Source organism: Ferrovum myxofaciens (assembly GCF_000735045.1).
In the GTDB taxonomy this organism is placed as follows: Bacteria; Pseudomonadota; Gammaproteobacteria; order Burkholderiales; family Ferrovaceae; genus Ferrovum; species Ferrovum myxofaciens.
The window spans coordinates 1-26601 of the sequence record NZ_JPOQ01000026.1 but is presented as its reverse complement, the minus strand read 5'-3'; the positions used below and the strand labels follow the sequence as shown (position 1 = coordinate 26601).

At 55.3% G+C, this 26601-nt stretch carries 35 protein-coding genes, 1 tRNA gene and 3 pseudogenes; 38 read left to right on the top strand and 1 reads right to left on the bottom strand.

The genetic code is table 11. From position 1 onward, the window contains the following. Window positions 1-130: 130 nt before the first annotated feature. From rph to tatC, 29 genes and pseudogenes are all read left to right on the top strand, one after another. Window positions 131-862: a ribonuclease PH gene (gene rph, locus IV91_RS0104885; RefSeq protein WP_031596492.1), complete on the top strand. Its 732-nt coding sequence runs from the start codon at window positions 131-133 to the stop codon at window positions 860-862. Beyond that, on the top strand, window positions 859-1452 hold the full coding sequence (gene rdgB / locus IV91_RS0104880; RefSeq protein ID WP_031596489.1) for an RdgB/HAM1 family non-canonical purine NTP pyrophosphatase: 594 nt from the start codon (window positions 859-861) through the stop codon (window positions 1450-1452). Before rph ends, rdgB begins: the two co-directional genes overlap by 4 nt. Further along, window positions 1353-2588: a radical SAM family heme chaperone HemW gene (gene hemW / locus IV91_RS0104875; protein ID WP_082783075.1), complete on the top strand. Its 1236-nt coding sequence runs from the start codon at window positions 1353-1355 to the stop codon at window positions 2586-2588. Before rdgB ends, hemW begins: the two co-directional genes overlap by 100 nt. Continuing rightward, entirely contained in the window at window positions 2585-3130 is a 546-nt protein-coding gene (locus tag IV91_RS16690) for a methylated-DNA--[protein]-cysteine S-methyltransferase (protein ID WP_051862097.1), read from the top strand. Before hemW ends, IV91_RS16690 begins: the two co-directional genes overlap by 4 nt. A gap of 16 nt (window positions 3131-3146) precedes the next feature. After that, window positions 3147-3350 carry a sulfur carrier protein ThiS gene (gene thiS / locus IV91_RS0104865; protein WP_031596485.1) on the top strand — a complete coding sequence of 68 codons (204 nt, stop codon included), beginning with the start codon at window positions 3147-3149 and terminating at the stop codon, window positions 3348-3350. A 52-nt stretch (window positions 3351-3402) separates the two neighbouring features. Further along, window positions 3403-4200, top strand: a complete 798-nt coding sequence (locus IV91_RS0104860; protein WP_031596483.1) for a thiazole synthase — start codon at window positions 3403-3405, stop codon at window positions 4198-4200. A 44-nt stretch (window positions 4201-4244) separates the two neighbouring features. Continuing rightward, the gene (gene trmB / locus IV91_RS0104855; RefSeq protein ID WP_233418392.1) at window positions 4245-4883 is read left to right on the top strand and encodes a tRNA (guanosine(46)-N7)-methyltransferase TrmB; all 639 of its coding nucleotides are present in this window, start codon (window positions 4245-4247) and stop codon (window positions 4881-4883) included. Between the two features lie 121 nt (window positions 4884-5004). After that, entirely contained in the window at window positions 5005-5811 is an 807-nt protein-coding gene (locus IV91_RS0104850; RefSeq protein ID WP_031596479.1) for an ABC transporter ATP-binding protein, read from the top strand. Then, entirely contained in the window at window positions 5808-6605 is a 798-nt protein-coding gene (gene mlaE, locus IV91_RS0104845) for a lipid asymmetry maintenance ABC transporter permease subunit MlaE (RefSeq protein WP_031596478.1), read from the top strand. Before IV91_RS0104850 ends, mlaE begins: the two co-directional genes overlap by 4 nt. Then, the gene (gene mlaD, locus IV91_RS0104840; protein WP_031596477.1) at window positions 6605-7099 is read left to right on the top strand and encodes an outer membrane lipid asymmetry maintenance protein MlaD; all 495 of its coding nucleotides are present in this window, start codon (window positions 6605-6607) and stop codon (window positions 7097-7099) included. Before mlaE ends, mlaD begins: the two co-directional genes overlap by 1 nt. Further along, a complete protein-coding gene (locus IV91_RS0104835; protein WP_031596475.1) occupies window positions 7096-7731 on the top strand; it encodes an MlaC/ttg2D family ABC transporter substrate-binding protein in 636 nt (211 codons plus the stop codon). Before mlaD ends, IV91_RS0104835 begins: the two co-directional genes overlap by 4 nt. After that, window positions 7728-8018 carry an STAS domain-containing protein gene (locus IV91_RS0104830; protein ID WP_031596473.1) on the top strand — a complete coding sequence of 97 codons (291 nt, stop codon included), beginning with the start codon at window positions 7728-7730 and terminating at the stop codon, window positions 8016-8018. The genes IV91_RS0104835 and IV91_RS0104830 overlap by 4 nt, the downstream gene beginning before the upstream one ends. A gap of 26 nt (window positions 8019-8044) precedes the next feature. Then, window positions 8045-8707, top strand: a pseudogene (locus IV91_RS0104825) (ABC transporter ATP-binding protein); the annotation flags it as partial. A 64-nt stretch (window positions 8708-8771) separates the two neighbouring features. After that, window positions 8772-9530 (top strand): ABC transporter permease, encoded by a 759-nt coding sequence (locus IV91_RS0104820; protein WP_031596470.1) that lies wholly within the window; start codon window positions 8772-8774, stop codon window positions 9528-9530. Window positions 9531-9562: 32 nt separating this feature from the next. Beyond that, window positions 9563-9808 (top strand): BolA family protein, encoded by a 246-nt coding sequence (locus IV91_RS0104815; RefSeq protein ID WP_035417178.1) that lies wholly within the window; start codon window positions 9563-9565, stop codon window positions 9806-9808. Window positions 9809-9819: 11 nt separating this feature from the next. Next, on the top strand, window positions 9820-11085 hold the full coding sequence (murA, locus tag IV91_RS0104810) for a UDP-N-acetylglucosamine 1-carboxyvinyltransferase (RefSeq protein ID WP_031596466.1): 1266 nt from the start codon (window positions 9820-9822) through the stop codon (window positions 11083-11085). Beyond that, the gene (gene hisG, locus IV91_RS0104805; RefSeq protein WP_200874328.1) at window positions 11082-11786 is read left to right on the top strand and encodes an ATP phosphoribosyltransferase; all 705 of its coding nucleotides are present in this window, start codon (window positions 11082-11084) and stop codon (window positions 11784-11786) included. The genes murA and hisG overlap by 4 nt, the downstream gene beginning before the upstream one ends. Continuing rightward, window positions 11783-13087, top strand: coding sequence for a histidinol dehydrogenase (gene hisD / locus IV91_RS0104800; protein ID WP_031596464.1), 1305 nt, complete (start codon window positions 11783-11785; stop codon window positions 13085-13087). The genes hisG and hisD overlap by 4 nt, the downstream gene beginning before the upstream one ends. A gap of 2 nt (window positions 13088-13089) precedes the next feature. After that, a complete protein-coding gene (gene hisC, locus IV91_RS0104795; RefSeq protein ID WP_031596462.1) occupies window positions 13090-14166 on the top strand; it encodes a histidinol-phosphate transaminase in 1077 nt (358 codons plus the stop codon). Window positions 14167-14180: 14 nt separating this feature from the next. Further along, window positions 14181-14768, top strand: a complete 588-nt coding sequence (hisB, locus tag IV91_RS0104790) for an imidazoleglycerol-phosphate dehydratase HisB (protein WP_031596460.1) — start codon at window positions 14181-14183, stop codon at window positions 14766-14768. 14 nt (window positions 14769-14782) lie between these two features. Further along, entirely contained in the window at window positions 14783-15418 is a 636-nt protein-coding gene (gene hisH, locus IV91_RS0104785; RefSeq protein WP_150112385.1) for an imidazole glycerol phosphate synthase subunit HisH, read from the top strand. 34 nt (window positions 15419-15452) lie between these two features. Beyond that, window positions 15453-16199 (top strand): 1-(5-phosphoribosyl)-5-[(5-phosphoribosylamino)methylideneamino]imidazole-4-carboxamide isomerase, encoded by a 747-nt coding sequence (gene hisA / locus IV91_RS0104780; protein ID WP_031596458.1) that lies wholly within the window; start codon window positions 15453-15455, stop codon window positions 16197-16199. Then, entirely contained in the window at window positions 16199-16963 is a 765-nt protein-coding gene (hisF, locus tag IV91_RS0104775) for an imidazole glycerol phosphate synthase subunit HisF (protein ID WP_031596456.1), read from the top strand. The genes hisA and hisF overlap by 1 nt, the downstream gene beginning before the upstream one ends. Then, window positions 16960-17373 carry a phosphoribosyl-AMP cyclohydrolase gene (gene hisI / locus IV91_RS0104770; protein ID WP_051862094.1) on the top strand — a complete coding sequence of 138 codons (414 nt, stop codon included), beginning with the start codon at window positions 16960-16962 and terminating at the stop codon, window positions 17371-17373. The genes hisF and hisI overlap by 4 nt, the downstream gene beginning before the upstream one ends. Further along, window positions 17363-17719: a phosphoribosyl-ATP diphosphatase gene (locus tag IV91_RS0104765; RefSeq protein ID WP_031596452.1), complete on the top strand. Its 357-nt coding sequence runs from the start codon at window positions 17363-17365 to the stop codon at window positions 17717-17719. The genes hisI and IV91_RS0104765 overlap by 11 nt, the downstream gene beginning before the upstream one ends. Then, window positions 17716-18069, top strand: a complete 354-nt coding sequence (locus IV91_RS0104760; RefSeq protein WP_031596450.1) for a histidine triad nucleotide-binding protein — start codon at window positions 17716-17718, stop codon at window positions 18067-18069. Before IV91_RS0104765 ends, IV91_RS0104760 begins: the two co-directional genes overlap by 4 nt. A 31-nt stretch (window positions 18070-18100) precedes the next feature. Next, on the top strand, window positions 18101-18340 hold the full coding sequence (gene tatA, locus IV91_RS0104755; protein ID WP_031596448.1) for a Sec-independent protein translocase subunit TatA: 240 nt from the start codon (window positions 18101-18103) through the stop codon (window positions 18338-18340). Between the two features lie 12 nt (window positions 18341-18352). Continuing rightward, window positions 18353-18919 carry a Sec-independent protein translocase protein TatB gene (gene tatB / locus IV91_RS16685; protein ID WP_051862090.1) on the top strand — a complete coding sequence of 189 codons (567 nt, stop codon included), beginning with the start codon at window positions 18353-18355 and terminating at the stop codon, window positions 18917-18919. Next, window positions 18916-19683: a twin-arginine translocase subunit TatC gene (gene tatC, locus IV91_RS0104745; protein WP_035417168.1), complete on the top strand. Its 768-nt coding sequence runs from the start codon at window positions 18916-18918 to the stop codon at window positions 19681-19683. Before tatB ends, tatC begins: the two co-directional genes overlap by 4 nt. A gap of 41 nt (window positions 19684-19724) precedes the next feature. Here tatC and IV91_RS0104740 read toward each other — a convergent pair whose 3' ends face one another. Then, window positions 19725-20915 (bottom strand): Do family serine endopeptidase, encoded by a 1191-nt coding sequence (locus tag IV91_RS0104740; RefSeq protein WP_031596442.1) that lies wholly within the window; start codon window positions 20913-20915, stop codon window positions 19725-19727. Window positions 20916-21138: 223 nt separating this feature from the next. On the opposite strand from IV91_RS0104740, the gene petA reads away from it, so the two are divergent. From petA to cas4, 9 genes and pseudogenes are all read left to right on the top strand, one after another. Continuing rightward, on the top strand, window positions 21139-21741 hold the full coding sequence (gene petA / locus IV91_RS0104735) for a ubiquinol-cytochrome c reductase iron-sulfur subunit (RefSeq protein ID WP_031596440.1): 603 nt from the start codon (window positions 21139-21141) through the stop codon (window positions 21739-21741). Window positions 21742-21743: 2 nt separating this feature from the next. Beyond that, complete coding sequence (locus IV91_RS0104730) at window positions 21744-22955, top strand: cytochrome b (protein ID WP_031596438.1); 1212 nt, start codon at window positions 21744-21746, stop codon at window positions 22953-22955. Next, window positions 22952-23686 carry a cytochrome c1 gene (locus tag IV91_RS0104725; RefSeq protein WP_082783077.1) on the top strand — a complete coding sequence of 245 codons (735 nt, stop codon included), beginning with the start codon at window positions 22952-22954 and terminating at the stop codon, window positions 23684-23686. Before IV91_RS0104730 ends, IV91_RS0104725 begins: the two co-directional genes overlap by 4 nt. Before the next feature lie 32 nt (window positions 23687-23718). Beyond that, window positions 23719-24324: a glutathione S-transferase N-terminal domain-containing protein gene (locus tag IV91_RS0104720; RefSeq protein ID WP_031596434.1), complete on the top strand. Its 606-nt coding sequence runs from the start codon at window positions 23719-23721 to the stop codon at window positions 24322-24324. A 4-nt stretch (window positions 24325-24328) separates the two neighbouring features. Then, window positions 24329-24868 carry a ClpXP protease specificity-enhancing factor gene (locus tag IV91_RS16680; RefSeq protein ID WP_051862089.1) on the top strand — a complete coding sequence of 180 codons (540 nt, stop codon included), beginning with the start codon at window positions 24329-24331 and terminating at the stop codon, window positions 24866-24868. Between the two features lie 21 nt (window positions 24869-24889). After that, window positions 24890-24965: transfer RNA gene (locus tag IV91_RS0104710), tRNA-Thr, on the top strand. Window positions 24966-25266: 301 nt separating this feature from the next. Beyond that, complete coding sequence (locus tag IV91_RS0104705) at window positions 25267-25473, top strand: hypothetical protein (protein WP_031596430.1); 207 nt, start codon at window positions 25267-25269, stop codon at window positions 25471-25473. Next, window positions 25470-25729: pseudogene (locus IV91_RS19660) on the top strand (type II toxin-antitoxin system HicA family toxin). The gene IV91_RS0104705 and the pseudogene IV91_RS19660 overlap by 4 nt, the downstream one beginning before the upstream one ends. After that, a pseudogene (gene cas4, locus IV91_RS19070) lies at window positions 25730-26410 on the top strand (CRISPR-associated protein Cas4). It abuts the pseudogene before it with no gap. The last annotated feature ends 191 nt before the right edge of the window (window positions 26411-26601 follow it).

Below are 26601 nucleotides of genomic sequence, written 5' to 3'. Positions count from 1 at the left end.
TATTCAAGGGGGCGTATCCTTCAAAACGGAACGATTCGATGACTGCGGGCTATCATACTCTAGTTGCATCCTGTGCTGTAGCCCCCTAGAATCGGGGTCCAATGACTTTATCGTGAGAAGAGAACCCTCTATGCGCCCCAGCCAACGTCGAACCGATCAGTTGCGTTCTGTCGAGTTCTTGCGCGGATTCACCAAACATGCAGAAGGCTCGGTTTTGGTGGCCTTCGGAGATACCCGTGTGGTGTGCACGGTGAGCGTGGCGGAAGGAGTTCCCTCCTTTCTCAAAGGACAGGGCAAAGGTTGGGTGACAGCGGAGTATGGCATGTTGCCCGGTGCCACCCACACCCGCTCCCGGCGTGAAGTTACCCTGGGCAAGCCCTCCGGGCGTTCTCAGGAAATTCAACGTTTGATCGGGCGCTGCCTGCGTGCCGTGGTGGATATGGAAGTGCTCGGTGAGCGAACGCTGCATGTGGACTGCGATGTCCTTCAGGCCGATGGAGGTACCCGTACGGCTAGCATTACCGGGGCCTACATCGCCCTCGAGGACGCAGTGAGCAAGTTGCTGGAGAGGGGGATACTGGATCAGTCGCCCATCCTTCAACCCGTGGCGGCAGTCTCGGTGGGAATCTGGCAAGGTGTCCCTGTTCTGGATCTTGACTACGAGGAAGACAGCACCTGTGATACGGACATGAACGTGGTGATGACTGCCGATGGATATTTCGTGGAATTACAGGGTACCGCTGAGGGCGTCCCTTTCCGGCGAAACGAGGTGGATGCGTTGCTGGACCTGGCATCCAAGGGATGTCGGGAGTTGATCGGGTTGCAGATGCAGGCCCTGGAAACTGGTTTGGTCGCAGGATGACAGAGGGGCGTGAGGTCGTTCTGGCATCCTCCAATCCGGGCAAGATCCGTGAATTTGATGCGCTTCTTTCACCCTTGGGTTGGAAGGTAATCGCCCAGAATGATCTGGGGATCGAGGGGTCTGACGAACCTCATCGGACTTTCGTGGAAAATGCTCTGGTCAAGGCGCGGCATGTGGCCCAACGGAGTGGGCGCCCGGCCTTGGCGGATGACTCGGGACTCTGTGTGCCTTCGCTACAGGGTGCACCGGGAGTGGATTCGGCCCATTATGCTGGTCCTCAACGACAGGATCAGGATAACAACCAAGCGCTTCTGCGTGCTCTTTCCGGGAGTACCGAACGTCGTGCCTTTTATTATTGTGTTCTGGTCTGGGTGATGCATGGGGCTGATCCAACGCCTTGCATCGCCGAAGGACGCTGGTTTGGCGAGATTCTGGACGCGCCTCGGGGTGCGGGCGGATTTGGCTATGACTCCCTGTTCTGGGTTCCCGAATGCGGGAAAACCGCGGCTCAAATGACGCTGGCCGAAAAGAATGCCCAAAGTCACCGTGCCCGCGCCTGGCAATCACTGTTGCCCTTTCTGCAGGCATGAGACTGACGCCTCCCCTGTCGTTGTATCTGCATGTGCCGTGGTGTGTTCGCAAATGTCCCTACTGCGATTTCAATTCCCATGTTATGCCAACCCGGTTGCCCGAAGAACGTTACTTGACGGCTTTGCGTCAGGATCTGGAGATGCAGTTACCGCGTATTTGGGGACGCACTGTGGAAACGGTGTTTTTTGGGGGAGGAACGCCCAGTGTCTTGTCGCCGGAAGGAGTGGGACGTCTGCTCGAGGAGATCAGGGCCTTGGTGCCGCTGGCGGCAGGAGCTGAAATCACCCTGGAGGCCAATCCCGGTACGGTGGATGCTGAACGATTTCGTGCCTTTCGCGCCGTAGGCATCAATCGCCTGTCCGTGGGGATTCAAAGTTTTTCGGATGACCAGTTGAAGTTGTTGGGGCGCATACACGGGTCATCGGAGGCGCATCGGGCAGCCGAAGCGGCTGCCACTCATTTCGAGCGGTTCAATCTGGATCTGATGGTGGGGTTGCCCGAGCAAACCATTGAAGGGGTTTGCGCAGACGTGGCCCAAGCGCTTCAGTATGCGCCTTCGCACTTGTCCTGCTATCAATTGACCCTGGAACCTCATACCCCGTTCTACCATCACCCTCCGCCTTTGCCGGATGCCGATACCCTGGATCAGGGGGAACAGGCCGCCCATGGGGCTTTGCTTGCTGCGGGGTACGAGGCCTATGAAACCTCTGCCTGGGCTCGCGGGGGGGATCAATGTCGGCATAATCTCAATTATTGGTGCTTTGGTGACTATTTGGGTCTGGGTGCCGGGGCTCACGGCAAGTTGAGCGGCCCCTGGGGCATCGAGCGACAACGTCGCGCTCGTCAGCCCGAGGCCTACATGCGTGCCGTGGAACGTGGGGTACCGATCGAGGAATCTTTGAACGTGGCCGCACAGGATCTGCCTTTTGAATTCATGATGAATGCCCTGCGCTTGTCCAAAGGTGTTCCCCGAGAGATGTACGAACGTCATACCGGGTTATCTTTGCAGGGACTTCAACCTCTTTTGAGTCAATTGGAGGAGGAAGGCTGGTTGGAAGCCAACCCCCACCGATTGTGTCCGACCTTTCGTGGTCAGCGCTTTCTTAATGATTTATTGCAACGATTTTTGCCATGAACAGACTTCAGCAGACGTCTTGTTCCTTGGGGTGTCTTTCTTGGGTATTTGATATTGACGGGGTACGCTGGCTGACTTTGACGGGAACTCCTGAGGCAGGATATCGCCAGGCGGCGACGCGTTTTTCGGCTCTGGGTGGGAAGGTTGATCTTCAAGTGCAGGAGGTTTGGGAAGAAGCGCTGCTTGCGGCAGTGGAATGCCCTACTGTGGTACGCCAACCCATTCCTTTGCACCTGTCAGGTACAGGATTTCAGCGGGCCGTGTGGGATGCCCTGTGTACCATTCCGGTAGGACAGTGGCGTACCTATGGGGATATTGCAGCGCTGATCGGACGGCCTCGGGCGGTGCGTGCCGTGGGTTCTGCCTGTGGCGCTAACCCGCTGCCTTTTCTGATTCCCTGTCACCGCGTGGTGGCGAGCGGAGGGCGCTGGGGAGGTTTTGGTTTGGGGCTTGATGTGAAAGAAGTTTTGCTTTTTCGGGAAGGGATGATTCCCGGGACTTCTGGCCAGATAAGTGCCCATGGTAGAATTCCCTTTTTATAGTCTGTTCGTTTCCAGCATGATCACTCTTTTCATCAATGGTTCACCGCAGATTTTTGCTACGGTACCGACCGTGCGTCAGGTTCTGGACGAACGGGGTATGACCGGACGTCGGGTGGCCATCGAATGCAACGGAGACATTGTGCCGCGCAGCCACTATGATTCGAGGGCGTTGGCCGAGGGCGATCGGCTCGAGATCGTGGTGGCGGTGGGCGGGGGTTGAACCCCCGTTCCCGGACCATTCTTATCTATTGATACTCACTGCAGGACCACTCATGACCTTTCCCGTTTCTCCTGATCCCTTTATCCTGGCTGGACGTACCGTTCGTTCTCGTTTACTGGTGGGCACCGGCAAATATGCCGATCTGAACCAGACCCGGGAAGCCGTGGAAGCCAGCGGTGCTGAAATTGTCACGGTGGCGATCCGGCGCACCAATATTGGGCAAAACCCGGGCGAACCCAATTTGCTGGACGTGATTTCGCCTGACCGTTACACTCTGCTCCCCAATACGGCAGGTTGCTATACAGCCGAGGAAGCGGTGCGTACCCTGCGTCTGGCCCGTGAATTACTGGATGGGCATGCACTGGTCAAGTTGGAAGTTTTGGGGGATGCCGATACACTTTTTCCGAATATGGTGGAAACCCTTGAGGCTGCGGAAATTTTGATTCGGGAAGGGTTTGAGGTCATGGTCTACTGTAGCGATGACCCCATTCTGGCCCGACGTCTGGAAGACCTCGGTTGTGTCGCCATCATGCCTCTGGCATCCCTGATTGGATCCGGGATGGGGATTCTCAATCCCTGGAATCTGGGTATCATTCTGGAGCGAGCCCAGATCCCGGTGATCGTGGATGCAGGGGTGGGCACGGCCTCCGATGCTGCCATTGCCATGGAACTGGGTTGTGCCGGGGTTTTGATGAATACGGCCATTGCGCAGGCCCGCCATCCCGTGCAGATGGCCAAGGCCATGGCCTTGGCTGTGGAGGCCGGACGGCTGTCCTGGCGGGCGGGACGAATGCCCAAAAAACCTTATCGGGCCAGCGCCAGTTCTCCTTTGAGTGGTCTGATTCAGTGACTGACCATCCGCCGATCCGCAGTTTCGTTCTTCGCCAGGGTCGCATGTCTCCGGCTCAGCAAAGGGCCCTGGAAGAAGGGTGGGCGCGCTGGGGGGTGGATTACTCGCCTCAGGATCTGCTTACGCCCGAACGCTTGCAGACGCTTTTTGGGCGCACTGCGCCGCTTGGGCTCGAAATTGGTTTTGGTATGGGCGAAGGGACCTTGGCCATGGCCTTGCAGCGCCCGGAGTGGAATTTTCTGGCCATCGACGTCCATGGCCCTGGCGTGGGGGCTCTGCTCAAGAAACTGGCCGAAAATAATGTCAACAATGTCCGGGTAATGCGCCATGATGCCGTGGAAGTGGTACGCCACATGCTTCCCCAGGCCATTTTGGAGGGCATTCATATTTTTTTTCCGGATCCCTGGCCAAAATCTCGCCACCACAAACGTCGCTTGATTCAACCGCCCTTCGTGGAACTCCTGAGCGAGCGTCTGAAGGGCGGCGGCTATTTGCATCTGGCCACGGATTGGCAGGATTATGCCGAGCAGATGCGTGTCGTATTACGTGCCGAATCCCAACTGGAAAACACGGGGGCGGATTTTATTGAGCGTCCGGATTGGCGCCCCCTGACCCGCTTTGAAAGTCGTGGTGTTCGCCTCGGGCATGGCGTATGGGATCTGTTATTTTGGCGCCGGAAGTGATCAGGGGCGCAGGGTCGAAGAAGTCTGCGCAATCCTTGGGATTTGTGAGCGTGTCCGGTTCTGGGGTAACATGGGAAGACTATCCGTATGCCCTTCTTGTTTTTCTCCGCAGTGACTGAATATGATCCACCAGGTGGAAATCCGTGATCTGAATTTTGGCTATGGCGACCAACTGGTGCTCAAGGGAATCCATTTGACGGTGCCCAAGGGCAGTCTGGTGGCCATCATGGGGTTGAGTGGCTGTGGCAAGACCACCCTTTTGCGCCTGATGGGCGGGCAGTTATTGGCACGCCAGGGATCGGTGCGTGTGGCGGGTCAGGAATTGAACCATATGAATGAAGCGCAACTCTACGCCATGCGTCGTCAGGTGGGCATGCTGTTCCAGTTTGGCGCACTTTTCACGGATTTATCGGTATTCGACAATGTGGCTTTTCAAATGCGCGAACATACCCGCTTGCCAGAATCCATGATTCGTGACCTGACCCTGATGAAACTCAATGCGGTGGGGTTGCGTGGGGTGCAGTCCCTGATGCCTGCCGAACTGTCCGGGGGCATGGCACGACGCGTGGCCATGGCTCGGGCCACGGCACTGGACCCGGCGTTGATTCTGTACGATGAACCCTTTACGGGGCTTGATCCCATTTCCATGGGCGCGATCGGTCGCCTGATCCGCCAGTTGAACGATGCGCTGGGGGCAACCTCCGTTTTGGTGACACACGATGTACAGGAGTCGATGAAGATCGTGGACTACATTTATTTTGTTTCGGACGGTGTGATCGTGGCTCAGGGAACACCTGAAGAAATTCACGCCTCTGCTCTGCCCTTTGTGCACCAGTTCGTCTGGGGAGAGGCCGATGGTCCCCTGCCCTTCCACTATCCTGGGCCAACCCTGAAAATGGATTTTGGCGATGAGCGAGGGCAGGCATGAGAGGCGCATGGGGACAAGGCCTGCGCAACGTGGGCGATACCACCTTGCGCATCGTCGAGAGAATCGGTGCGGTGGTTCTGTTTTTGGGGCAGATCTTGCGCCATTCAGGCACCAGTTTTCGACGTTTTAGTCTGGTCATTCGGGAAATCTATTTTGCCGGGGTGCAGTCTCTCATCATCATTCTGGTGTCCGGTCTGTTTGTGGGGATGGTCTTGGGTTTGCAGGGCTTCGAGACTTTGCAAAGTTATGGCTCCTCGGAAAGCGTCGGGGTACTGGTGGCACTTTCCCTGATGCGCGAGTTGGGTCCGGTGGTCTCGGCCCTGCTTTTTGCCAGTCGTGCGGGTTCGGCCATCACGGCGGAAATCGGCTTGATGAAGGCCACGGAACAGTTATCGGCCATGGAAATGATGGCGGTGAATCCGTTGGCGCGGGTCGTGGCTCCCCGTTTCTGGGGGGGAGTGATTTCTTTGCCCTTGCTCGCTGCTCTGTTTACCGCCCTGGGGATCATGGGCGGATTTCTCGTGACGGTGATCATGTTGAAGGTGGACAGCGGAGCATTCTGGTCGCAGATGCAGGCCGCCGTGGATTTTCGCCATGACATTCTCAATGGCATGATCAAAAGTCTGGTCTTTGGTGTGGCGGTTGCAGCCATTGCCACTTTCGAGGGGTACGAAGCACCGCCTACGGCGGAAGGGGTTTCCGGCGCCACGACCCGTACGGTGGTGAGTTCTTCCCTGGCCATCCTGGCCCTCGATTTGTTGTTGACTGCATTTATGATGAAGGGGTGGAATTGATGAACCGAGCAACCTTGAATCTTTGGGTAGGGTTTTTTGTACTGTTGGGTTTTGTGGCTTTTCTGATGTTGGCTTTCAAGGTAGGGAACTTGAGCCTGGATGGGTCGGGAGGCACTTATGAGGTGGTGGCCCACTTCGATAATATCGGGCAACTCAAGGAACGTGCCCCCGTGCGCAGTGCCGGGGTTCTGGTGGGGCGGGTTCATTCGGTGCGTTTTGATACGCTCCATTACAATGCCGAGGTGCAGATGGCTCTCGACTCCCAGTATCACTTCCCGGTGGACAGTTCTGCTTCGGTTCTGACTTCGGGGATTCTGGGCGAGCAGTATGTGGGACTGGATGCCGGTGGGGATGACAAGATGCTGAAGAATGGTGATGAGATCAAGTTGACGCAGGGGGCCATGGTACTCGAGCGTCTGATTGGCCAGTTTCTTTTCAATAAGGCTCAGGACGGTGGGGCCGACAAGACTTCAACCGATAAGGGGGCACCATGAAGCGATGGACAGTGTGGCAAAGGGTCGGAGTGGCAGTGACCTTGGTGGGGTGGAATCTGGCGGTGTGGGCAGCCATCACCCCTGAATCCGTGATTTCCAACACCGCAGATGAGGTGGTGGCAACCTTGAAAAAGGACAAGGCCATTCAGAACGGAGATCGCGCCAGAGCCTATGCCCTGATTCAGGACAAAGTTCTTCCGCACTTTGATTTTACGCGCATGACACGTTTGGCCATGGGCAAAAACTGGCGTCAGGCCAGCCCTGAGCAGCAGCAAAAGTTGACCGAAGGGTTCCGTGACCTGCTGGTACGGACCTATGCCACTTCACTGTCTCAATACAAGAATCAGGAATTGAAGGTCAAGGGTTCGGATTTGTATGATGGTGGAAATGAAGCCACGGTACACTCTGTCCTGATCCCTTCTGACGGTCCATCCATTCCGTTCGACTATCGCATGGAAAAGTTGGGAGAGGACTGGAAAGTGTTCGATATTCAGGTGGATGGGGTGAGTTTGGTGACCAATTACCGCAACGAATTTTCTGATATCGTGCGCAATCATGGGATCGATGGATTGATCCAGGCCATGGCGGACAAGAGTCGGAAGGCGGAAAGCAAGACCGCCGGAAAAAAATGATCCAGCTTGAAGGCAACCATCTTTTTCTGGAAGGCCCTGTGGTCATGGATACGGTACCCGATTTGGTGAACTCCACCTCTTTTTCCTCTCTGGGACCGGAGGTGACCATCGACTTTTCTCGTACGACGACTCTGGATTCGGCGGCGGTAGCCTTGCTTCTGCATTGGTTACGGGAAGCGGCGCGGGGAAAGAAAAAACTGGTTTTCGTAAAAATTCCTGACAATCTGCACGTTCTAATCTCGCTTTATGGTCTTTCTCCCTTGCTGGAAGGCATCGTCGAGGTCTGAAACCGATGTCTTCTCTGGAGCAATCATTGCCCGCGGTGGAAATACGCGCGGTGCGGAAATCCTACGGGGCGCTACAGGCCTTGCAAGGGGTGGACCTGACCATCGAACAGGGAGAGTTCTTCGCGTTGCTGGGACCCAACGGGGCGGGAAAAACCACACTGATCAGCGTACTGGCCGGGCTGGCTCGTGCTGATTCGGGAACGTTGAAAGTCATGGGGCACGAGGTGACGCAGGATTATCGAGCGGCTCGGCGTGCTCTGGGGGTGGTTCCCCAGGAATTGGTATTCGATCCTTTTTTCAGCGTTCGTGAAACCCTGCGTATCCAGTCCGGTTATTTTGGTTTGCGCCACAATGACGACTGGATCGACGAAATCCTTGAGAACCTGCATCTGACCGATAAGGCTGAGGTCAACATGCGTGCGCTGTCGGGGGGGATGAAACGACGCGTATTGATTGGCCAGGCACTGGTCCATCGTCCGCCGGTCATTGTGCTGGATGAACCCACAGCCGGCGTGGATGTGGAACTGCGCCAGACCCTTTGGAAATTTGTTCAGAAACTCAATGGCGCAGGCCATACCATCCTCCTGACCACCCATTATCTGGAGGAGGCAGAAGCCCTGTGTCAGCGTGTGGCCGTATTGCACAAGGGGAAATTGGTGGCCTGCGAACGCATCAGTGATTTGTTGCAGGGACAGCAGGCAGCCACGCTGGAAGAGGCTTTCATGGGATTGATTCGAGACGTGGAGGCTTAGGATGGGGGTGGGATTCGCGACGTTATTTGGCAAGGAGGTGCTGCGTTTCTGGAAAGTATCTTTTCAGACCTTGCTTGCGCCCCTGGTCTCCACCTTGCTCTATCTGGTTGTTTTTGCGCAAGTCCTGGGTCAGCGCATCAGCGTGTACCCAGGGGTGGGTTATGCCGAATTTCTGGTACCTGGGTTGGTCATGATGGCCATGCTTCAGAACGCCTTCGCCAACAGTTCCTCCAGTTTGGTGCAATCCAAGATAACCGGAAATCTGGTTTTCGTGCTGCTGGCTCCCCTGTCGGAAATGGAGTTTTTTTTGGCTTATGTACTGGCCGCCATGTTGCGTGGGCTGTTGGTGGGGTCGGTGGTGCTGATGACGGCAGGTTTTTTCTTTCCGCTCCAGATCCATTCACTGCTCTGGATTCTGGTGTTTTGTCTTCTGGCCACGGGCTTGTCCGGGGCATTGGGAGTATTGGCTGGCGTCTGGGCAGAAAAGTTTGACCAGATGGCGGCCTGGCAGAATTTTCTCATTTTACCCTTGACGTTCCTGTCCGGCGCCTTTTATTCGCTCCATTCCCTGCCCCCTCTCTGGCACTTCATTTCACGCTTCAATCCATTTTTTTACGCTATCGATGGGTTTCGCTATGGCTTCATCGGAGCGAGTGACGTTTCACCCTGGGAATCCCTGCTCATTGTCGGAAGTACCTGTTTGGCTTTATCATGGGTGACTTTGGCTTTATTGCGCAGTGGTTGGCGGGTACGCCCCTGAACCCCCGAATGTGTCGAGAGGATGAAATGATCATGGTACTTCCCCAGGATATCAAGCAATACATTGAAAGTGGACTGGTCTGTCAGTATGTGGACGTCAGTGGTGATGGTCAACATTTCGAGGCCATCATCGTCAGCGCCCTTTTTGAAGGTAAAAGTCGTGTGGCTCAGCATCAACTGGTGTATCGAGCTTTGGGAGACCGCATGCGCGAGGAGATCCACGCCCTCTCCATGCGCACCCTGACCCCTGCCCAATGGGCGGAAGTGGAAGTTCGCTAGACAGGTACATCGTGGATAGACTGATCATTGCCGGGGGCCAACCGCTCACGGGTACCGTTGAGATTTCCGGCGCAAAGAATGCGGCTTTACCCATTCTCTGCGCTGCTCTGTTGACCGCTCAACCGCTTCGGGTGACTCGGGTTCCTGCCTTGCGCGATGTGGGCACGTTGCTGCGTTTACTCAGAGGCATGGGGGTGGAGGTCGAGGGTGAGCACGGCGAAGTGGTTCTGAGTGCATCGACTGCCTTGGAACCCCTGGCTTCCTACGACTTGGTCAAGACCATGCGTGCCTCCATTCTGGTGTTGGGACCTCTGCTGGCCCGATTTGGACATGCCCGTGTCTCCTTGCCGGGAGGGTGTGCCATCGGCGAACGCCCTGTGGACTTGCACCTGAAAGGATTGCAGGCTATGGGTGCCCATCTGTCGGTGGAACATGGGTACATCGTGGGATCGGCAACCCGCTTGCAGGGTGCCCGGATATTCATGGATACGGTGACGGTGACGGGTACCGAAAATCTGATGATGGCAGCGACTCTGGCGGCAGGGACGACGGTTCTGGAAAACGCCGCACGTGAACCGGAAGTGGTGGATCTGGCCCAGTGCCTGATTGCCATGGGGGCCAAGATTAAAGGACACGGTACGGACGTCATTACCATCGAAGGGGTGGAACACCTTCAGGGAACCACCCACCCGGTCATGCCGGATCGCATTGAAACCGGCACTTTTCTGGTGGCCGCCGCCGCCACCGGTGGGGACGTTCTATTGCGTGGGGTACGCCCCGGGACACTGGATGCGGTGCTGGACAAGTTGCGGGAAGCCAATGCCCGCATTCGTTGTACTGAAGAGACGATTCATTTGACCATGGCAGGTCCGAATCACGGGGTCAGTTTGCGTACGGCGCCCTACCCTGCCTTTCCTACAGACATGCAGGCCCAGTTCATGGCCATGAATGCGGTGGCGCAAGGTACGACCGTGATCACCGAAACCATTTTCGAAAACCGTTTCATGCATGTTCAGGAGTTACGCCGATTGGGGGCCAACATCGAGGTGGAAGGCAATGCTGCCATCATTCGGGGGGTGTCTCAACTGGAGGGGGCAACAGTCATGGCCACAGACCTGCGCGCTTCTGCCAGTCTGGTGATTGCAGGATTGATTGCGCAGGGAGAAACCGTGGTGGATCGGATCTACCATCTGGATCGGGGGTACGAAACCCTGGAACAAAAGTTGCGTGCGTTGGGGGCAGAGGTCCGCAGAGAACGCAGTGGCACGATTGAATGAGCGGTGAAACCATGAATCAATCCAGTACGACGCCCTTTACGGGGATCACTCTGGCCCTTTCAAAGGGGCGGATTTTCGGCGAAACCTTGCCTTTGTTGGCGCGCGCTGGCATTGTCCCGCTGGTGGACCCCGACAGTTCACGCCAACTCATCCTGCCCACCAGTCGACCTGATGTGCGTCTGGTCATCGTGCGGGCCTCGGATGTGCCTACATACGTCCAGCGGGGGGCCGCTGACCTGGGGGTGGCTGGGCTTGATGTTCTGCTCGAACAGGGCGGTGAAGGACTGTATCAACCGGTGGATCTGCGTATTGCCCGGTGTCGTCTGATGGTGGCTGTGTCTCAGGGATTTGACTATGAGGGTGCCATAGGACGGGGTGCGCGCCTGCGTGTAGCAACCAAATATGCCAAATTGGCCCGTGAACATTTTGCCGCCAAGGGCGTCCATGTGGATTTGATCAAGTTGTATGGTTCCATGGAACTGGCCCCACTCACGGGTTTAGCCGATGCCATCGTCGATCTGGTGAGCAGTGGCAATACCTTGCGCGCCAATGCCCTGGAGGCCGTGGAGAATATTGCGGAGATCAGTTCCCGGTTGGTGGTGAATGGTGCGGCCTGGAAGTTGTACCGGGAGCGTCTGGCTCCGGTGGTAGAAGCCATTGCCCAGGGTGTGAAGGAAACTTTTGGAGAAGAGGTCCCATGAAAATGCGACGACTGGATTCTACAACGGTGGGATTTGATGCGGAACTGGTCCGTCTGACGTCCTTTGACAGTGCTCTGGATGAGCAGGTCGAGACGGTGGTGCGTTCCATTCTTCAGGACGTCAGAAAGCGCGGGGATGAAGCCTTGCTTGAGTACACCCAACGTTTTGATCGCCTGGTCGTGGCGCAAGCCGAGTTGCTGGAATTGCCTGGAGATGTCCTGACGCGCGCATTGGAGGAGTTGCCACAGTCGCAGCGGCGAGCGCTGGAAAAGGCAGCAGAACGGATTCGCGCATTTCATGAGCATCAGCGCATGGAGTCCTGGAGCGTACGGGAAGCGGATGGAACCGAACTGGGACAGCGTGTCACTCCCCTCGATCGTGTGGGGCTTTATGTGCCCGGCGGTAAAGCGGTCTATCCTTCTTCCGTCCTGATGAATGCCATTCCTGCCGCCGTGGCCGGAGTCCAGGATATCCTCATGGTGGTGCCCACCCCGGAGGGCGTGCGCAATGAACTGGTGCTGGCGGCGGCGGCCTTGTCCGGTGTACGGCGTGTCTTTACTGTGGGCGGGGCTCAGGCCATTGCGGCCCTGGCCTACGGGACGGCCACGATACCTGCAGTGGACAAGATCGTCGGCCCTGGCAATGCCTATGTGGCTGCCGCCAAACGCCAGGTTTTTGGTGTGGTGGGAATCGACATGGTGGCAGGCCCCTCGGAAATCCTCATTATTGCGGACGGTTCCACGGATCCTCGCTGGGTAGCCATGGATCTGTTCTCCCAAGCGGAACATGACGAACTGGCCCAGGCGTTATTGCTGTGTCCGGATCCAAACTATCTGGAGCAGGTGGAACAGGCCATTGTAGCGCTCCTGCCGACCTTGCCGCGCCAAGCCGTGATCGAAAAATCCCTGGCGGATCGGGGGGCACTGATCCGGGTCCGTGATTTGGCGGAAGCCTGTCACTTGTCCAACCGCATCGCACCGGAACACCTGGAATTGTCCGTGGCCCAACCCGAGGACTGTTTGCCTTTGTTACGCCATGCTGGCGCAATTTTTGCGGGGCGATACAGTTCCGAATCTCTGGGAGATTATTGTGCAGGGCCCAATCATGTGTTGCCCACCGGGCGCACGGCACGGTTTGCCTCTCCTCTGGGCGTCTACGATTTCCAGAAGCGATCCAGCGTGTTGAAGGTCTCGCGGGAAGGTGCGCGTCACCTGGGTGAGATTGCCGAGGTACTGGCCTTGCAGGAAGGATTGCATGCCCATGCACGTTCTGCGGCCTGTCGTTTTCGGAATGAGGTCTAGCCGTGGAAGACCTGGTTCGTACCGTGGTTCGGGAAGATATCCGCGCGTTGAATGCTTACCCAGTCCCTTCCGCAGAGAGAATGATAAAACTGGATGCCATGGAGAATCCCTACGCGCTCTCCACTGCGTTGCGGGCTCGACTGTCTTCGACTCTGGGGGAACTGGCTTTGAACCGGTATCCTTCGCCCTCTGCCTCCCAACTCAAACACCAACTGGGTGCTTTGATGGGCTTGAACGATACGCCAGCCATGGTGCTGGGCAACGGTTCGGACGAATTGATCCAGATGCTGGCCTTGGCGGTGGCAAAGCCAGGTGCAGTGATTCTGGGCGTAGAACCTTCCTTCGTCATGTTTCGCTTGATTGCCCAGTTGGCTCAGGTGACCTTTGTGGGAGTTCCACTCAATCCGGACTTTTCCTTGAATGGCCCGGCTTTGCTGGAAGCCATTGCCCGTCATCGTCCTGCGCTCACTTTTCTGGCCTATCCCAATAATCCCACCGGCAACTGCTTTGATGCTCAAACGGTGGAAGCGGTCATCCAGGCCAGTCCCGGGTTGGTGGTGGTGGATGAAGCCTATTACCCCTTCACCACTTATTCCTTCAAGGATCGGTTGGGGCATTATCCCAATCTGCTCTTGATGCGTACTTTATCCAAACTGGGGTTAGCGGGGGTGCGTTTGGGCTGGTTATGCGGACCCGTCGAAATACTGGCGGAAATTGACAAAGTGCGTCTTCCCTACAACATCTCCGTGTTGGATCAAGCGGCGGCGGTTGTGATGCTGGAACATCGGGCCGAACTGCAGACGCAGGTGGAGGCCATTGTGCAGGAACGCATGCTGCTGGCTGCGTCCTTGAAAGCGTTGGCTCCGGTCACGGTTTTTCCCAGCGCCGCAAATTTTCTGCTGTTCCGCGTACCCCGAGCCGGGCAAGTATTTGACGGACTTCGGCATCATGGTATATTGATCAAAAACCTCAGTCAGGCACATCCGCTGTTACACGATTGTCTGCGCGTTACTGTGGGAACTCCCGATGAAAACCTGGCTTTTCTCGACGCGTTGAGCCGGGTGTTGGACATTCAATGAATACGGACAAGAACATGCGCTGTGCGCGATTGACCCGCACTACCCTGGAAACCACCGTGACGGTTTCCCTCGATCTGGATGGGACAGGCGTTTCCCGTCTGTCCACCGGTGTTCCCTTCTTTGATCACATGCTCGATCAGGTGGCCCGTCATGGTTTGATGGATCTGGAAGTGGCGTGCCAGGGAGATCTTCATATCGACGCCCACCACACGATAGAGGATGTGGGTATTACGCTGGGCCAGACATTTGCTCAGGCGCTGGGGGATAAAAAGGGTCTGATGCGTTACGGTCATGCCCTGATTCCCTTAGACGAGGCGCTTTCTCGGGTGGTAGTGGATCTGTCCGGTCGTCCTGGGCTGGAGTATGAAGTGAATTATACCCGTGCCCGCATCGGAGATTTTGACGTGGACCTGATTCAGGAGTTTCTTCAGGGGTTTGTCAATCATGCCCAAGTGACTTTGCATGTGGATAACCTGAAAGGGCGTAATGCGCATCACCAGGCTGAAACTGTTTTCAAGGCGTTGGGGCGTGCTTTGCGTATGGCGGTGACTCTGGATCCGCGCAGTGCTTCCCAAGTCCCCTCCACCAAAGGCTCTCTCTGATACAGGATCGGAATGTGATGCGCATTGCAGTGGTGGACTATGGAATGGGTAACCTGCGTTCGGTGGCCCGTGCGCTGAACCGGGTAGCCCCCGAAGTCGAGGTTGAAGTCACCGACTGCCCCGAACGGTTGCGCGCGGCCCATCGCGTTGTTTTTCCGGGGCAGGGGGCATTGCCCGATTGCATGAGACGTTTGCGCGAGCGTCATCTTCTGGAGGTAGTGCGGGAATTGATGCAGATTCGCCCCTTTCTGGGAATTTGCCTTGGGTTGCAGGTGTTGTTCGACCATTCCGAGGAAGGTGATGTGGCAGGATTGGGGCTGTTGGCAGGCAAGGTGCGCCGTTTTCCCGAGGATCGGTTTGGCCCCCAGGGAGAGCGTCTCAAGGTTCCTCACATGGGCTGGAACGAGGTACATGCAACCCGGGAACATCCTCTTTGGCGTGGATTGGCCCCGGATTCCCGTTTCTATTTCGTCCATAGTTACTACGTGCAGGAATTCGATGAGGCAGAGTGTGCGGCCACCACGACGTATGGTTTTCCTTTTACCAGTGCAGTGATCCGGGACAACCTTTGTGCCGTACAGTTTCACCCTGAAAAAAGTGCTGCTGCCGGGCTGACCCTGTTGTCCAATTTTATTCACTGGACCCCCTGATTTTTTACCCAACGTTCATGAAAAAGGTACGACCATGATTGTAATTCCTGCCATCGACCTCAAGGATGGCCGCTGTGTGCGTTTGCGCCAAGGGCTGATGGAAGAGGCGACTGTATTTTCCGAAGAACCGGCCCAAATGGCGCGTCATTGGCTGTCGCTGGGCGCCCAGCGCCTTCATCTGGTGGACTTGAATGGGGCGTTTGCGGGAAAGCCTGTTAATGAACAGGCGCTCAAGGAGATTGTGGCAGCGGTGGGCGGGGAAATCCCGATTCAACTGGGCGGTGGGATTCGTTCTCTCGAAGTGATCGAGCGATATCTGGATGATGGCATCGATGCGGTCATCATTGGTACGGCGGCGGTGAAGAATCCAGGGTTTCTGCACGAGGCCTGTGATGCCTTCCCTGGCCAAATTCTGGTGGGGCTCGATGCCAGGGACGGCAAGGTGGCGGTGGAAGGTTGGTCCAAACTGACCGGCCACGAGGTCCTGGATCTGGCCCGTCGTTTCCAGGACTACGGGGTGGAGGGAATCATCTATACCGACATCGGTCGGGATGGCATGATGACCGGGGTGAATGTGGCGGCAACCGTGGAACTGGCTCGGGCATTGCATGTTCCGGTGATCGCCAGTGGTGGATTGCATGGTTTGGACGACATTCGAGCGCTTTGTCAGGTGCAGGAAGAAGGCATCAGCGGAGTGATCACGGGGCGCGCGATTTATGAGGGTACGCTCGACTTTGCGGCGGCGGTGGCCGTGGCAAACGCCTGGCCGGCTGGGCAATAATGGGTCTGGCGCGACGCATCATTCCCTGCCTGGATGTCAAGGGCGGACGGGTGGTCAAGGGAGTGAATTTCGTTGCCCTGCGGGATGCCGGCGATCCTGTGGAGATTGCCCGGCGTTATGATGAACAGGGGGCAGATGAGGTGACATTTCTCGATATTGCCGCCAGCGCGGAAGAAAGGGATTTGATTCTGCCCATCATCGAGGAAGTGTCGGCTCAGGTGTTTATTCCCCTGACCGTGGGGGGGGGAGTACGGGAAGTCAAGGATATACGCCGGTTGCTCAATGCCGGGGCGGATAAGGTCAGCATCAATTCTGCAGCATTGCAGCGGCCGGATCTGGTGTCCGAGGCCTCTGACTTTTTTGGGGCCCAGTGCATCGTGGTAGCCATCGACGCCAAGCGTGCCGCCACTGCATCGGGATGGGGGGTATTCACCCATGGAGGGCGTCGTCCCACTGCATGGGATGCCGTGCTCTGGGCGCAAGAGGTGGTACGCCGGGGCGCGGGGGAAATCCTGTTGACCAGTATGGATCGGGATGGTACCCGGGAAGGGTTTGATCTGGAACTGACCCGTACCGTGGCGGAGGCTGTGGGCGTGCCCATCATTGCCAGTGGAGGGGTAGGCAACTTGCAACATCTTTGTGATGGGGTGCGTGTGGGGTTGGCCGATGCGGTTTTGGCTGCCAGCATATTTCACTATGGGGAATACACGATTCGGCAGGCCAAGGAAGCCATGGCCAGTCAGGGTATCGAGGTCCGTTTATGATCCCTGTATCTCCAACACAGCCTGACGTTTCCTGGCTGGATGCGCTACACTGGGACGCTGAGGGACTGGTGCCGGCCATTGCTCAGGAAGAGGGCACGGGCACGGTATTGATGATGGCCTGGATGAATCGCGAATCCTTGCAGCAGACGGTGCGTCGAGGCGAAGTTGTATACTGGTCCCGTTCGCGTCAACGCCTGTGGCATAAGGGCGAGGAGTCGGGGCATGTGCAGAAGGTGAAAAAGATTCAACTGGATTGTGATGGAGATGTCCTGCTTCTGACGGTGGAGCAGGTGGGAGGGATTGCGTGTCACACGGGGCGTGCCCACTGCTTTTTCCGGATACTGGAAGGAGATCAATGGCACGAATCGAATCCGGTGTTGAAAGATCCGCGAGAAATCTATGGTGTCTGAAAAAGTGGAAATTTTGTCTCGTCTGAGCCAGACTCTGGAAGCGCGTAAGGGTGCTGCACCAGACTCATCCTATGTGGCCAGTTTGTATGCCCGAGGGGTGGATGTCATGGCGCGCAAAGTGGGTGAGGAAGCAGTGGAAACCATTCTGGCGGCCAAGGATCGTGATCATCCCGCCTTGGTGCGCGAAATTGCAGACCTGTGGTTTCATTCCCTCGTGCTATTGGTGGACCAGGGAGGCAGTGCCCAGGAAGTATTGAACGAGTTGACACGGCGCGAAGGCGTGTCGGGACATATCGAAAAGGCTGCGCGTCAGGACGCGCAACCCCCTCAGGGAGCGGGATCATGAGCGAGTGTTTGTTTTGTCGGATCGTACGGGGCGAATTACCTGGCCGCAAGGTCTATGAAGACGAGGAAATTCTGGCCTTCCATGACATTCACCCGGCAGCGCCGGTGCATTTCATGATCATTCCAAAGGCACATCGCGATTCTCTGATTGAATGTACGGCCCAGGATGAAGGATTGTTGGGCAAAATGTTGGGACTGGCACCGCGCCTGGCGCAGGAACAGGGACTGAAGGATGGTTTCCGTATCGTGATCAACACCGGTCCCGGAGGGGGGCAGGAGATCTACCACCTGCACATTCACATCATGGGCGGCATTAAATCCTCTCCACTGCCCCGCAGTGGAGATAAATAAAGGGTGCGTAGGCACAGAGGAGAAAGGAAACATGGGTGATCTATTCAGTATCCAGCATTTATTGCTGTTATTGTTGATCGTGGTGCTGATATTCGGAACCAAAAAGTTGCGCAATATTGGCGCAGATCTGGGTGGAGCAGTGAAGGGGTTCAAGGAGGGCATGACCGGTACCGCAACTGCCGAGAATTCCGAAGAAAAACGTGGTCTGGATGAGAAGACCATCACTTCTCCTGTCAAGGAAGCGTCTACTCAGGACAAGACCCCGTCCTGAGGACGGTATTCGATGCTGGACTTTAGTTTCAGTGAAATTGGCTTGGTGGGGCTGGTGGCTCTGATCGCCATTGGTCCGGAGCGTATGCCGAAGGTGGCGCGCGGGGCTGGTGTCCTGTTTGGCCGTTTTCGGCGTTATACCCAGTCGGTCAAGGCGGAAATCGACCGGGAATTGCAGCAGGCTGAATTGAAAGACCTGGACAAGAAGATTGCCGAGGCCCGTGCCGAAGCGGCGCGCCAAATTGCGGCTTCCACCAGTGCGGTGGATCAGGTTTTGAACCAGCCGGTCATGGAAGTACAAACCGTGACCAACCCGCGTGAAGTATCCCCGGTCTCTACCCTTGTCGATCCTGTCCCATCCAACCCGGTGCTCGGCGATGCCGATGCAGGGAACGTGGAGTCTTCTGCCATGAACGGGGATGCCCCCTTGGTACAAGGGGTCGAAGAGTCTCTGAAGGTCGGTCAAACCCTCTTTGGCGGTGATCCCTTCGGGGTTCGGCGTTCCGCGCCGTTACGCAGTTTGTCCCGTGAGCCACAGCCTATGTACAGCACTTCAGAACCGGGCTTGGGGGAATCGTGAACGAAGAATCCACGACCATTCAGGAATTTATCGTTCATCTCATCGAATTGCGTACCCGCGTGATTCGGGCCGTGGCGGCTGTATTTGTGGTGTTTGTGGCCCTTTTGCCCTTTGCTAACAAACTGTATACCTGGCTGGCTTATCCCCTGTTGAGTAAAATGCCCATCGGCGGGCATATGATTGCCACGGAAGTCACCACGCCCTTTTTCGTTCCCATGAAAGTGGCCGGGTTGGTGGCTTTTCTGCTTGCTCTCCCCTACGTGCTGGCACAAATCTGGGGCTTTGTAGCGCCGGGGCTCTATGACCATGAAAAACGCATGGCCTTGCCCCTGATCATTTCCAGTACGCTGCTGTTTTATGTCGGAATGGCTTTTGCCTATTTTGCGGTTTTTCCTTTCGCTTTTGGTTTCTTTGCCAATACGGCACCCCAAGGAGTGGAAATGATGACGGATATCGACAAGTATCTGAGTTTTGTCATCAGTATGTTCCTGGCCTTTGGTTTGGCTTTTGAAACTCCTGTGGCGGTGGTTCTCCTGGTCAAACTGGGGATCCTGAATGTACCGCAACTGCGTGCCGCCCGACGCTATGTGGTGGTATCTGCTTTTGTGGTGGGCGCCATCTTCACCCCTCCCGACGCAGTCTCACAAACCTTGCTGGCCATTCCTCTTTGGTTGCTGTATGAATTGGGGATCCTGGTGGCCAGTCGGGTTGCCCCCAAGGAGGAGGAAGCCGAACCGTTGAAATTGCCGAACCCGGAATCCTGAAGAAGTTCGACGCGGACAAAGATCAACCGGCGCTTTCCGGTTTACTGTCCGGGTTCGTCAAGATTTCGGATGGTTCCCTTGGGCCGCCGTCCAATATGAACGGAAAACTTGAGCGACTGGTGATTTCGAATAACTTCGAGTTGAGCGGTCTGCCCGGGTTTGAGTGCCGCCACTTGATTGAGCATGTCACGAGAATCCCCTATCGGATGGCCTTCGACGCCCACCAGAATGTCTCCTGCATGAACGCCTGCCTGCTGCGCCGGTCCTCCCCTCAGGAGCGCTGAAATCAGTGCTCCGCTGGCATTCTCCAACTGAAAGGAGGTTGCCAGTTCCGGGGTGACGTCCTGGACTTCCACCCCAATCCAACCGCGGGTTACGCCACCATTCCGGATGATTTCCTCCATGACCTGATGAGCGAGGCTGACGGGAATGCTGAATCCGATGCCCTGTGAACCTCCCGACTTGGAATAAATGGCACTGTTGATTCCCACCAGATTGCCCGTACTGTCCACCAGGGCACCCCCCGAGTTGCCGGGATTGATGGCCGCATCGGTCTGGATAAAATTTTCGAATGTATTGATCCCCAGACGGCTACGCCCCAAAGCGCTGACGATGCCAGAGGTAACGGTTTCACCCACGCCAAAGGGATTTCCGATGGCCAGGACCACATCCCCTACTTGCACCTGGTCTGAGGATCCAAAACTGATGGCCGGAAGATGATCAAGATCGACCTTGAGTACAGCCAGATCGGTTTCCGGATCCGTGCCTGTTACAGTGGCTTTGATGGTACGCCCGTCAGACAGGGCGACTTGAATTTCCTGGGCACCGTCGATGACATGGTCATTCGTTAGAATGTAACCATTGGGGCGTACAATGACTCCCGAACCTAGGCTCATTTGGGCTGCGGAATTATCCTGGGGGTCGTTATCACCAAAAAATTGACGGGGATCGCCGGGAGGGAGATCGGCGCGGTGCGGCGGGGTTTTGCGTGTAAATATGTTGACGACGGTGGGCATGGCGCGGTGGGCAGCATCGCGGTAAGACCCCAGCGGTTCTCCTGCGGGGGTCCCCACGGGGGCACTGGAGGAGGATGCAGAACTGAATGGGCGCGCAGCAGTTGGCCAGGGAGGGGGGAGTTCATCCGGAGAGATATGACGAAAAAAACTCAAGGCAAAAAGCCCCCCTGCACAAAGGGTGACGGCCTGGGTAAAAAGTAACCAAAGTTTTTTCATTGGATCAATATTCGGCAAGTTGTGACAGGATATTATTTTTCGCTGGATCGGGAAAATAAAAATCCCTTAATAAATATATTGTTATAGATGTCTGTGGGCGAGTTGTCAAGATCATGGGAAACCAGGAGTTAGGCGCCTCAATTTGATAGAATGACAGGCGAGCGGTGGTGTGTGCAGATCCTGTCGAACCATACGAACTATAGCTGAAAAGAAGGTGAATGACATGGACAAAATTCAGGCAGATCGGGGGCGTCGGCGTCTTCTGATCGGGGTAACTTCAGCCATTGGTGGGGTGGGCGTAGGGGCTCTTGCGACCCCCTTCGTTCTGAGCATGCTTCCCAGTGCGCGGGCCAAAGCAGCAGGGGCCCCGGTGGAAGCAGATATCTCCAAGGTGGAACCGGGTATGATGGTGACTCAGGAGTGGCGCGGTCAACCGGTCTGGATTATCAACCGGACGCCTGCCATGATGGCGCAATTGGAAAAAAATGCGCATTTGTTGAGTGACCCGAACTCCGACAAGTCCGAGCAGCCGGAGCCGTGCAAAAATGTGGCTCGGGCCATGCCGGGGCATGACAATATGCTGGTGGTGGTGGGAATTTGTACCCATCTGGGGTGTTCTCCCACGGAAAAACTGAAAGCGGGCAATGAAGGAGGAATGGGATCTGATTGGCCGGGAGGGTTTCTCTGCCCCTGTCATGGCTCCAAATATGATCTATCGGCGCGTGTTTTTAAAAACATGCCAGCACCGCTCAATATGCGCATCCCGCCTTATACCTATCTTGACGACCAACGTCTCCTGATCGGTGCCAACAAGAAGGGAGGTTGATCATGGTTTCCCAAGTGATGGGCTGGATAGATGAACGTTTTCCTCTGACAAAAGTCTGGCGAGAACATCTGGCAGAATACTACGCCCCGAAGAACTTTAATTTCTGGTACTACTTCGGTTCCCTGGCCCTTCTCGTGCTGGTCATGCAGATCGTTACCGGCATTTTTCTGACCATGAATTACAAGCCGGACGCGCGCTTCGCCTTCGCCTCGGTGGAATACATCATGCGTGACGTGAACTTTGGGTGGCTGATCCGTTACATGCATTCCACCGGGGCCTCCATGTTTTTTGTGGTGGTCTACCTGCACATGATGCGCGGAATTCTCTATGGCTCTTACCGTAAGCCGCGGGAACTTCTCTGGATCATCGGGATGGCAATTTATCTGTGTCTGATGGGAGAAGCCTTTTTTGGCTATCTTCTGCCCTGGGGACAGATGTCCTACTGGGGGGCTCAGGTGATCGTTTCCCTGGTGGATGCCATCAGTCCGGAAGTAGCCTTGTGGATTCGGGGCGACTATGTGATTTCGGATGCCACCTTGAACCGATTTTTTGCTTTTCACGTCATCGCCCTGCCACTGGTACTGCTGGTTCTGGTTTTTCTGCACATCGTTGCGCTGCATCAGGTGGGATCCAACAACCCTGATGGCATTGAAATCAAGGATCACAAGGACCCCGTGAGCCATATTCCTCTGGATGGCATTCCTTTCCATCCCTACTACACGGTCAAGGACATCGTAGGGGTTTCGGGATACTTCATCGCTTATTTCGGCATCATTTTCTTTTTGCCGGAAATGGGCGGCTATTTTCTGGAGGAAAACAACTTCATCCCCGCCGACCCTCTCAAGACGCCTCCCCATATTGCTCCGCTTTGGTATTTCACCCCGTTCTACGCAATTTTACGAGCCATTCCCCAGAAACAGTTGGGGATTGCGGCCATGGGCTTGGCTGTCCTCATTTTTTTCCTGCTTCCCTGGCTGGATCGTGGGGTGGTGAAATCGGTGCGCTACCGGGGAACCTTGTATAAGTCGGCATTGACTGCCTTTGTACTGTCCTTTCTCGTTTTAGGCTATCTGGGGACTCAGGAACCCACGATCTGGTACGTGAACCCCATTGCCCGTGTCTGTGCCGGGATTTATTTTGGTTTCTTTCTGCTGATGCCCATTTATTCCCGGCTCGACAAAACCAAACCAGTGCCTGAACGGGTGACCTCATGAACTATTTCAAAGCATGGAATCACGCCTTGATTCAAGGGTTTTTGATCCTGTTTCTGGGCCTGTCCTGCGCCAGTGTGCAGGCCGATGAGGAAATGAAACTGGACAAGGCTCCAGTGGATAGTTCCAATCTGCCTTCATTGCAGCGTGGCGCCCAGCATTTCATGAATTACTGCATGAACTGCCACAGTGCCCATCTGGCCCGTTTCGACTTGCTCGAACAGTTGGGGTTGTCAGAAAAACAGGTCAAACAGAACCTGATTCTGACCGATGCCAAGGTGGCGGACTACATGACCGTGGTACTCAAAGCCAAGGATGCCCAAAACTGGTTTGGGGTTCCGCCCCCCGATCTGACCGTGGAAGCACGGGTGCATGGGGCAGATTGGATTTATACCTATTTGCGTTCTTTTTATCGCGATGACCAGCGCCCCAGCGGTTGGAACAATCGTGTCTTTCCCAATGTAGCCATGCCCCATGTCCTGTGGGCACTGCAGGGGCAGCAGGCGCTTCAGAAGCAGGGAGGGAAAGACACGCTGGTACTGATTCAAAAAGGCAGTCTGAGTCCCCAGGAGTACGATCAGTTTGCGGGGGATCTGGTCAATTTTCTGGTATTCATGTCAGAACCAACCCGTTCAGCCCGTCTTCATCTGGGATTGTGGGTCATGGGGTTTCTGCTGATACTATTTTTGGTTGCGCGTGCCTTAAAACGAGAATTCTGGAAAGATATCCATTAGAATGGGAGATTGCCCAAGTTGAGACATATCCTATGATGACCCTATATTCTGGGACCACCTGTCCCTTCAGCCAACGCAGTCGTATCGTGCTGTATGAGAAAGGTATGGATTTTCAGATCGTGGATGTGGACGTATTCAATCTGCCGGAAGAGATTGCGGTGATGAATCCCTATAACCGATTGCCTGTATTGGTGGAGCGCGATCTCACGTTGCACGAATCAAACATTATCAATGAGTATATCGATGAGCGTTTTCCCCATCCGCAGTTGATGCCCCCGGAACCCGTCATGCGGTCCCGGGCACGACTGTTTCTTCATCGCTTTGAAGTGGAACTGTTCAGCCATGTCGTCACCCTGGAATCCGGGGCTGCGGCCAAAGGTCTGGCAGATAAAGCCCGGGCAGCCCTGCGCGATAATCTGGCGCAAATCGTGCCTATCTTCGTTAAGCAGAAGTTTATGCTGGGTGAAGATTTCACTATGCTGGATGTGGCCATTGCGCCCCTTTTGTGGCGTCTGGATCACTATCAGATTCAGTTGCCCAAGCAAGCGGCTCCCCTTCTCAAGTATGCTGAGCGGATTTTTTCCCGCCCTGCTTTCATCGATTCCATGACGCCGGCTGAAAAGGCCATGCGGAAGTAAGATCGTGTCCCGTTCAACCAAACCCTATCTGGCCCGTGCACTTTGGGAGTGGTGCGAGGACAATACCATGACTCCCCTGCTGCATGTTCTGGTGGAGGGGACAGGAGCACGGGTTCCCCTGGCTTTCGTCAAGGAAGGTCAGATCATTCTCAATATCAGCAACTCCGCTACGCGCCAACTTTCCATGAACAATGGAGGCATCGAGTTCAATGCCCGTTTCAACGGAAAGTCGGAGCAAGTGTGGGTACCCTGGAAGGCCGTGTTGGGACTTTTTTCACGGGAGACAGGGGAAGGTATGGCTTTTCCCCCGGATGAGCATGAATGGGATGAAGCATCTTCCACCGTTTCTTCGGTTACCGAGGGGCCTGCCTTGAGTTTGGCGATTTCCCGTCTGTCCTCTGAAGAGACAGAAGAAAATCCCTTACAGGATTCCTCCTCTATCCGGGAAGCCAAGAAAACTACCGGAGAGGGATCGGTTTCTGCAATTGAATCGAAAAAAGAAACTTCGTCAACAAAAAAACCCACACTTACGCTGGTTAAATGAGATAATGTTCGCCATCGCCGTGCCGGCATAGCTCAGTTGGTAGAGCAGTTGATTTGTAATCAGAAGGTCCTGGGTTCGATTCCTAGTGCCGGCACCAGTGAAAATAACGGCTTGGAGATAAAAACTCCAGGCTGTTTTTATTTGCAGGGCATTGGTGGGGTACTCAGAAAAAGAAGGTGAAATACCACGCGATTGACTCGAATGACCACAGGCGGGTATCCGGCAATTTGATAATCAAACTTTATTGGCGTACAAATCCGCGTTTTATGCTCGCCAGAGGGTGCGGGCCGGTTTGCTGGTCTATCTCATTGCAGGCCACCACGCCGGTCTACCGGACTGGAATGGCAATAACGCCAGCCTATTCCAACGATTATCTTTGTTATTGGAGGGCTGTATTCATGAGTGAAATTCATTTCATTGTCGAAGAAGCGCTGGAAGGCGGCTATGTCGCGCGTGCTGTTGGCGTGGATATTGTGACCGAGGCGGACGATCTGCATAGCCTGCACGCCCAAGTCCGTGATGCAGTGCATTGTCATTTTGACGATGGACAGTCGCCTAGCCTAATACGCTTGCATATCACCCGTGAAGAAGTATTGGCAGCATGAGATTGCCGCGCGATCTTTCCGGAGCGGATTTGGTCAAACGTCTCGGACGATACGGATACAGTGTCACACGCCAGACAGGCAGTCACATGCGACTGACAAGCACGATTCGTTGACAAGCACGATCCGTGGCGAGCATCACATCACAATCCCTAATCATGATCCGTTAAGACTGGGTACGCTCGCCGCTATTCTCGCCAGTGTGGGCGCGCATTATGGACTCACGCGCGACGAACTCATCCAGCAATTATTTGATTAAATGGCAAATCCATCAGATGAAATCGTTGCGCTTTCTGCACTGCAACATTGGATTTATTGTCCGCGCCAGTGCGGGTTGATTCATTTGGAGCAGGTGTTTGAGGATAACATACACACAGCGCGTGGGCAGGTTGTGCATCATCTTGTTGATACGCCGGGGTATGAAATCAAGTCGGGTGTGCGAGTGGAGCGTGCTTTACCTGTATGGTGCGACCGGCTCAATCTGAATGGCAAGGCCGATCTGGTTGAATTCCATCCGGATGGCAGTGTGTACCCCGTTGAGTTCAAACACGGTGCCAAGCGATAAAAGTTGCATGACGATATCCAACTCGCCGCGCAAGCGATTTGCCTGGAAGAAATATTGAATCATTCTGTGCCAAAAGGCGCGATTTTTCATGCCACCAGCCATAGGCGGCGAGAAGTGAACATTACACCGGAACTCAGGCAACTGGTGGAAGAAACTGCTGACGCCATTCGCGCCATGCTGGCTTCAGGAAAACTACCACCACCGGTGAACGATGCACGCTGTAACGAATGCTCGTTGAAAGATATTTGTCAGCCAGAAGCGCTGGCTGGACAGGCCAAACAGAACCAACAAAGACAAGATTTATTCAACCCCACACCGCGAGAATCCCCTCGCTTTAGCCATGGGGAGGAAAGCGGGAATTTGATTTTGACTTAGATTTCGCTTGAATTATACAAATAGCATCTATATAATGCTTTGCATGAACGATTACACTATAAAATATCACTAGTGTCCGGTTAATTGACGACCCGAAACGCTGCAAGCCACGATTGACGCGGGATTGCGAGCGATAATGGGTGGTGTCGATTTGAATTTGGACCGGTCCCGATTCGGGCAAAATTCTGGGA